The organism is Rhodococcus sp. (in: high G+C Gram-positive bacteria), assembly GCF_049286785.1.
Classification (GTDB): Bacteria; Actinomycetota; Actinomycetes; order Mycobacteriales; family Mycobacteriaceae; genus Rhodococcus_F.
This window is the reverse complement of record NZ_JBAQEO010000223.1, coordinates 1-7,283: the sequence shown is the minus strand read 5'-3', so window position 1 is coordinate 7,283 and position 7,283 is coordinate 1. Positions and strand designations below refer to the sequence as shown.

At 68.4% G+C, this 7,283-nt stretch carries 6 protein-coding genes and 2 pseudogenes; 6 read left to right on the top strand and 2 right to left on the bottom strand.

Annotation, left to right across the window (positions count from 1 at the left end):
• Window positions 1-356: pseudogene (locus WAW17_RS09305) on the bottom strand (hypothetical protein); the annotation flags it as partial.
• Window positions 357-453: 97 nt separating this feature from the next.
• Between WAW17_RS09305 and glmS the strand changes: the two are divergent.
• Window positions 454-2,316, top strand: coding sequence for a glutamine--fructose-6-phosphate transaminase (isomerizing) (gene glmS, locus WAW17_RS09300; protein WP_422332693.1), 1,863 nt, complete (start codon window positions 454-456; stop codon window positions 2,314-2,316).
• A gap of 54 nt (window positions 2,317-2,370) precedes the next feature.
• On the opposite strand, the gene WAW17_RS09295 is transcribed toward glmS, so the two are convergent.
• Complete coding sequence (locus tag WAW17_RS09295; RefSeq protein WP_422332692.1) at window positions 2,371-2,742, bottom strand: cupredoxin domain-containing protein; 372 nt, start codon at window positions 2,740-2,742, stop codon at window positions 2,371-2,373.
• Window positions 2,743-2,828: 86 nt separating this feature from the next.
• Between WAW17_RS09295 and WAW17_RS09290 the strand changes: the two genes are divergently transcribed.
• From WAW17_RS09290 to WAW17_RS09270, 5 genes and pseudogenes are all read left to right on the top strand, one after another.
• Window positions 2,829-4,331, top strand: a complete 1,503-nt coding sequence (locus WAW17_RS09290) for an NAD(P)H-hydrate dehydratase (RefSeq protein WP_422332691.1) — start codon at window positions 2,829-2,831, stop codon at window positions 4,329-4,331.
• Window positions 4,328-5,518, top strand: coding sequence for an alanine racemase (alr, locus tag WAW17_RS09285; RefSeq protein WP_422332690.1), 1,191 nt, complete (start codon window positions 4,328-4,330; stop codon window positions 5,516-5,518). The genes WAW17_RS09290 and alr overlap by 4 nt, the downstream gene beginning before the upstream one ends.
• Window positions 5,519-5,520: 2 nt before the next feature.
• Window positions 5,521-6,585, top strand: coding sequence for an alpha/beta fold hydrolase (locus WAW17_RS09280; protein ID WP_422332689.1), 1,065 nt, complete (start codon window positions 5,521-5,523; stop codon window positions 6,583-6,585).
• A gap of 16 nt (window positions 6,586-6,601) precedes the next feature.
• Window positions 6,602-7,063 (top strand): tRNA (adenosine(37)-N6)-threonylcarbamoyltransferase complex ATPase subunit type 1 TsaE, encoded by a 462-nt coding sequence (gene tsaE / locus WAW17_RS09275; protein WP_422332688.1) that lies wholly within the window; start codon window positions 6,602-6,604, stop codon window positions 7,061-7,063.
• A 49-nt stretch (window positions 7,064-7,112) separates the two neighbouring features.
• Window positions 7,113-7,283, top strand: a pseudogene (locus WAW17_RS09270) (tRNA (adenosine(37)-N6)-threonylcarbamoyltransferase complex dimerization subunit type 1 TsaB); the annotation flags it as partial.

Here is a 7,283-nt window from a genome sequence, read left to right as displayed (position 1 = left end):
AACGCCAGTCGATCGGGCCGGACACTGATCTGGCCGGGGCCGAGGCGGACACCCACACAGATATCGAGGGTGGCCCGGAGATCGGTGGTGAGCCCGAGGTGCGAGGGCACAGGGCCGCGCTCACTGTTGGGGGCGGCGACGACGATGCCCCACGACGCCAGGTGTTCGAGCGTCGCCCGATAGTGGTCGGCCCCGGACATCCAGCCGTGCGCGAAGGCGACGGCAGGCAGATTGAAGCCGGACTCGGGCGTGTACACGGTCCCGGGCTGTCCCACCAGTGCGAGGTCTCCCCGCAGTACGCGGTGCGGCCCTCGCTTGGACAGTTCACGGGCCAGGGTCTTCGGTTTGGGCGCCACGGGGAGAACGTTATCCGATTTGCCGTCCGCCGCGAGACAGGATCCCGCCCACCGTCCGAGTTCGCGGCTAACGGTCCTCCAAGTACCCTGATGAACCATGTGCGGAATCGTGGGATACGTCGGCCACCGGCAGGCTCTGCCCGTAGTGGTGGAGGCCTTGCGTCGGATGGAATACCGCGGATACGACTCTGCCGGGATCGCTGTGCTGGACGGGAACGGTGGCATCGCGGTCGAACGTAAGGCCGGTCGCCTGATCAATCTGGAGTCGGAACTCGACGAGTTGGGGGCCGAGCGGTTCGTCGGCACCACCGGTATCGGTCACACCCGGTGGGCGACGCACGGGCGGCCGACCGATCGGAACGCGCACCCCCATCGCGATGCGAGTGGCCGGGTCGCCGTGGTGCATAACGGCATCATCGAGAACTTCGCTCCCCTTCGTAACGAGTTGGAGCTGGCGGGGGTCGAGTTCGCGAGTGACACCGACAGCGAGGTCGCCGTCCATCTGGTCGCCCGGGCCCACGAGTCGGGCGAGACGGCCGGTGACTTCGTCGCCAGCGCCCTGCAGGTGCTGCGGCGGCTCGAGGGCGCCTTCACGCTGGTGTTCACTCACGCGGACCATCCGGACACCATCGTTGCCGCCCGCCGCTCGACACCGCTGGTCATCGGCGTCGGTGAGGGTGAGACCTTCGTCGGCTCGGATGTGGCCGCATTCATCGAACACACGCGGGATGCCGTCGAGTTGGGGCAGGACCAGGTGGTGGTGATCACCGCGTCCGGGTACTCGATCTTCAATTTCGACGGAAGCGAAGCTCAGGGGCGTCCGTTCCGCATCAACTGGGACCTTGCCGCCGCGGAAAAGGGCGGCCACGACTACTTCATGCTCAAGGAGATCGAGGAACAGCCCGCGGCCGTCGCGGACACGCTGCTCGGCCACTTCGCCGGCGGGAAGATCGTTCTCGACGAGCAGCGGCTGTCCGACCAGGAACTGCGTGACGTGGACAAGGTGTTCGTGGTGGCCTGCGGTAGCGCGTACCACTCGGGTCTGGTCGCGAAGTATGCGATCGAGCACTGGACACGGTTGCCCGTCGAGGTCGAACTGGCGAGTGAGTTCCGGTACCGGGATCCGGTCCTCGACCGGTCGACCCTGGTGGTGGCGATTTCGCAGTCCGGGGAGACGGCGGACACGCTCGAGGCCGTGCGGCATGCGAAGGACCAGAAGGCGCGGGTGCTGGCGGTCTGCAACACCAACGGCGCTCAGATTCCCCGCGAGGCCGACGCCGTGCTCTACACCCGGGCCGGTCCGGAGATCGGCGTCGCGTCGACCAAGGCGTTTCTGGCGCAGGTCACGGCGAACTACCTGGTCGGGCTGGCTCTCGCGCAGGCGCGCGGCACCAAGTATCCCGACGAGGTTGCGCGCGAGTACGCCGACCTGGAAGCGATGCCGGACCTGGTGGCGAAGGTGCTCGCGAACGTCGAGCCGGTGCGCGCCCTGGCGCGTGAGCTGGCGGCCTCGCCGACGGTGCTGTTCCTCGGCCGGCACGTGGGGTACCCGGTGGCGCTCGAGGGAGCGCTCAAGCTCAAAGAGCTGGCCTACATGCATGCCGAGGGGTTCGCGGCGGGTGAGCTCAAGCACGGGCCGATCGCACTGATCGAGGACGGGCTGCCGGTGATCGTGGTGATGCCGTCCGCGAAGGGGCGCGCGGTCCTGCATTCGAAGATGTTGAGCAATATCCGAGAAATCCAGGCCCGCGGTGCGCGAACCGTGGTGATCGCGGAAGAGGGCGACGAGGCCGTGCGGCCGTTCGCCGACCACCTGATCGAGATCCCGGCGGCGCCGACCCTGCTGCAGCCGTTGTTGTCAACAGTGCCGCTGCAGGTCTTCGCAGCCGAGGTCGCGCAGACCCGCGGTTACGACGTCGACAAACCCCGCAACCTGGCGAAGTCCGTCACCGTCGAATAGTGACCGTGGGGCGCGGCGCGAACCGCTGCGCCCCTTCCGGGGGCACGAGCACGGTCAGGACACGATCACGGTGCCCCGCATGTCGGGGTGCAGCGAACAGGTGTAGTGGTAGGTGCCCGGTTCGGTGAAGGTGTGGGTGTAGGTGCCGGACTTCGACAGCGGGCTGCGCAGCACGCCGTCCGCATCTCCGGTACCCACCACGTTGTGGGCTATCCCTTGGTCGTCGAACGTCCAGGTGACGGTGTCGCCGACCTTCACGGAGATCGAGGACGGCGAAAAGGCCATCCCCGCCACCTCCACGGCCGGCCCGCTCGGGGTGTCCGGTGCCGCAGACTCCGTCGAACTGCAGCCCGACACCGCGGTAGCGGCCGAAATGCCTGCAACGAGAGCGACTCCCGAGATCCACGACCTTGCACGTCCACGCATGACGTCGAGCGTAGTCTGGGCACCCGTACCGACCGTTCTCGACCGGATACGCGCGACAACCGGATGCTCTCGAAAGAGGAGTTCCCATGCGGGGTTACTACACCGCTGACGAGGTTCGTGCGGCGGAAGCGCCGCTCCTGAAGTCCCTGCCTGAGGGCGCTCTGATGCGCCGCGCTGCACACGGGCTCGCCACGGCGGTGGCGGCGGAGTCGCGGGCGCGGACGGGTGGTGTCGTCGGCCGGCATCTGGTGGTCCTGGTGGGGTCGGGCGACAACGGTGGTGACGCGCTGTGGGCAGCAACTTTCCTGCGTCGACGCGGGATGTCGGCCACGGCGTTGCTCCTGAACCCGGAGAAGGCGCATGCCGCGGGGCTGGCGGCGTTCCGGAAGGCCGGCGGTCGGGTGGCGGTCTCGGCCGCCGACATCGGCGTTCCCGACCTCGTGATCGACGGAATCGTCGGTATCTCCGGCAAGGGGCCGCTGCGCCCGGACGCCGCCGACGTGGTAGCCCACCTCGAGGCGCCGATCGTGGCGGCCGACTTGCCGAGCGGTGTGGATCCGAACACGGGGACCGTCACCGGACCGGCGGTCCGTGCCGCCGCCACGGTAGCCTTCGGTGCACTCAAACCGGTGCACGTTCTCGCTGGAACGCACTGCGGGCGGGTAGAGCTGGTGCCCATCGGCCTGCCGCTCGGCAGCGCGGGGATCACGGCGCTCGACGCTGCCGATGTGGGTGCGTACTGGCCGGTGCCGGGACCGGACGACGACAAATACACGCAGGGTGTGGTCGGGATCGTCGCAGGTAGCGGTGGTTACCCGGGTGCGGGAGTGCTGTGCACGGGCGGCGCCGTGACGGCCACCTCCGGTCTGGTTCGCTACGCCGGCTCGTCCCTGCACGAGGTGCTGGCTCGATGGCCGGAGGTGATAGCCACCGCTGACGTGCCCAGCGCAGGTCGTGTGCAGTCGTGGGTGGTGGGCCCGGGAATGGGGACCGATGACGATGCCGGGTCGGTGCTGCGGCGGGTCCTCCAGTCGGACGTGCCGGTGCTGATCGACGCGGACGGTCTCACGCTGCTGTCGAAGGACCCGGAACTCGTCCGTGGGCGGACGGCTCCGACCCTGTTGACGCCGCACGCGGGCGAGTTCGCGCGACTTCGTGGTGAGGAGCCCGGCCCCGACAGGGTGGCGGCCGTGCGGTCCCTCGCCGCGGACTGGCAGGTACACGTCCTCCTCAAGGGGCGGTCGACTGTGATTGCGGAGCCCGGTGGGCGGGTGTTCGTCAACGAGGCGGGCGGGTCGTGGTCGGCCACCGCGGGCGCGGGCGACGTCCTCTCCGGAATCATCGGGTCGCTGCTCGCTGCCGGCCTGTCGCCGGATCTCGCTGCCGCGGTGGGCGCGCGAGCCCATTCCCTGGCCGGGAACCTCGCGGCCCGGGGCAGCGGCAGAGATCTCTCCGCGGGGTTGGGGTCGGCACCCATTTCCGCTGTGACCTTGCTCTCTCACCTCAGGGAATCCATCCGAGTTCTGCGCGCGGGAGTCTCACCCGACACCGTCGCGGACAATTCGGGAGTGGCAGGATTGAAGGCATGACGCTTGCTGAAGCAGTACCGGCGGACCAGCCCGGTCGGAGCGAAGCCGTGAGTCCTGCCCCGCAGGCCGAGGCCGTGATCGATCTCGACGCGATCGCCCACAATGTCCGGGTTCTGCGTGACAGTGCCGGTGACGCCGCGGTCATGGCCGTCGTCAAGGCAGACGCCTACAACCACGGCGCCGTGCCGGTCGCCCGGGCGGCACTGGCCGCGGGAGCAGCGGAACTGGGCGTAACGACGGTCTCCGAAGCCCTCGAACTGCGCCGCGCCGGAATCGAGGCGCCGATTCTCGCGTGGCTGCACACCGTGGACGCCGACTACCTGCCCGCCATCGCCGCGGGCATAGATCTCGGTGTCTCGTCGGCACGGCACCTTGCCGCGGTCGTGGCGGCGGCCCGCGAGGCCGGAATCACGGCCTCGGTCACCCTGAAGGTTGACACCGGCCTCAATCGGAACGGCATAGCGCGCGACGAGTTCGAACAGGTCCTCGTCGATCTCGCACGCGCGCAGGCAGACGAGGCGGTGCGACTGCGCGGGATGTTCTCGCATCTGGCGCATGCCGACGAGCCGCACCACGACGTCATCGACATTCAGCGCGAGCGTCTGGCAGCTGCGGTGGCTGACGCGAAACGTCAAGGACTGGTCCCCGACGTCGTGCACCTGTCCAACTCCGCTGCGACTCTCACTCGCCCCGATCTGCGTTTCGACATGGTGCGCCCAGGAATCGCGATCTACGGATTGTCGCCGGTGCCCGAACTCGGTCGATTCGGCTTGCGACCGGCGATGACACTGCGGACGAGGGTGGCGCTGGTGAAGAAGGTGGCTGCCGGTGAAGGGGTGTCCTACGGCCATCGGTGGGTGGCTCCGCACGACACGACGGTCGCATTGCTGCCGTTCGGGTATGCGGACGGCCTTCCGCGGGCGCTGAGCGGCCGCTTCGAGGTCCAGTTGGGTGGCGACCGTCGTCCCGGCATCGGGCGGGTGTGCATGGATCAGGTGGTCGTCGATCTCGGACCCGATGGCGCGGGCGTGCAGGAGGGCGATATCGCCGTGTTCTTCGGCAGCGGCGACCTCGGTGAACCCATCGCGCAGGATTGGGCCGACCAGCTCGACACCATTCACTACGAAGTGGTGACCGGGGTCCGCGGGCGTACCGTTCGCAGCTATGTGGGCGGGACAGGGTCCTAGACGTGGCCGTGTCGAAACGCTGGGGACTGGTCGGCGGAATGGGGAGCGTGGCTGCGCTCGCCGCGATGGCCGGCATCAACGCGGTCCGCACCGCAACACTCCCGGGCCGGGAGATCTACGCCGACGAGGACTTCACCCTGATGTCCCGCGATCGGTGCAGCACCGTGACCACCGAGGACGGCGTGCAGCTGGCGGTGCGCGAAGTCGGACCCCCGACGGCTCCTGTCACGGCGATCTTCGTCCACGGGTACTGCCTGAACATGGAGTCGTGGCACTTCCAGCGGCGCCACCTCGCGGACCGCTGGGGCGACAGTGCCCGCATGGTGTTCTACGACCAGCGCGGACATGGTGAGTCGGGTGCGGCGAGCACGGCCAGTTGTACCATCCCGCAGCTGGGGGCGGACCTGGCAACGGTCATCGAGGCGACCGCGCCCCGCGGACCCGTTCTGCTGGTGGGGCACTCCATGGGTGGGATGACGATCCTTGCGTTCTCTGGTCAGCGCCCCGATCTGGTGGAGTCCCGGGTTATCGGTGTGGCACTGATGTCCACGACGGAGGCAGGCTTGGCCGAGACCGGTGTGGGCCGCAACCTGCAGAACCCGATTATCGACGCCTTCCGATTCGCGGTCCGCACCGCACCCGACTTCGTTCAGTTCGCGCGCGGCGCCGCCCGCACGCTGATTACTCCCCTCCTGCGAGCGGCGTCGTACGGAACACACGTCAGCCCCCGGCTTCACGAATTCTCCAACGGCATCCTCGACCGCACCTCGGTGACTACCATCGTCAACTTCCTTCGCACGCTCGAATTGCACGACGAGTCGGCAGCCCTCGAGGTGCTCCGGGAGATACCCTCGGTGGTGGTGTCCGGCGACAGCGACATGGTGATTCCATTCGCCAGCTCGCGACGGCTCGCGGCAGATCTGGGCGATTCCGAACTGGTGCGGGTGCGCGGTGCGGGGCACCTGGTGCAGCTCGAGTTCCCATCGGTGGTCTCCGACGCAATCGAACGCCTGCTGCGCCGTGCCCTTTCCGCGTACAACACACGTGGGCAGCGCGATGTCGGTTGAGGGTGACGGTGTGCCGATGAGCGGGACCATCGTCCTGCCGGCCGCAGAAGACACCGAGAGATTCGGCCGGAAGCTCGCCGAGGGTCTGGTCGCGGGTGATCTCGTGGTCCTGGACGGGCCGCTCGGGGCGGGGAAGACCGCACTCACCAAAGGGATCGCCGCCGGCCTGGGCGTGCGGGGCCGGGTGACTTCTCCCACATTCGTGATCGCGCGTGAGCATCGGCCGGGGACGCGTCCCGACGGCGGTCCGCCGGTGGGGATGGTGCACGTGGACGCCTACCGGCTGGGCGGCAGCGGCCCCCACGCACTGGACGAACTCGACGCCCTCGATCTCGATACCGACCTGGCCGCAGCGGTAGTGGTCGTCGAATGGGGGGAGGGGATCGTGGAGCAGCTTGCAGATCGGCACCTGCGGGTGCGCCTGCGCCGCGAACCCGGAACGGACGTCCGTACCGCCCAATGGGAATGGATTTCCTGAGAGGTCGCGTGTCGGGGGCGTTGCTGACGTGCGAGTACCCTCTAGTACCGTGCTTGTTCTCGCTATCGACACGTCCACACCCGCCGTGACCGCGGGTGTCGTCCGCGTGGCGGATCACGCCGCGGGTGGGGACTCCGTGTTCCGGGATGCTGTCGACACCCTCGCAGTGCGTGTCACAGTCAATCCGCGCGCACATGCGGAGGTCCTGACACCCCATGTT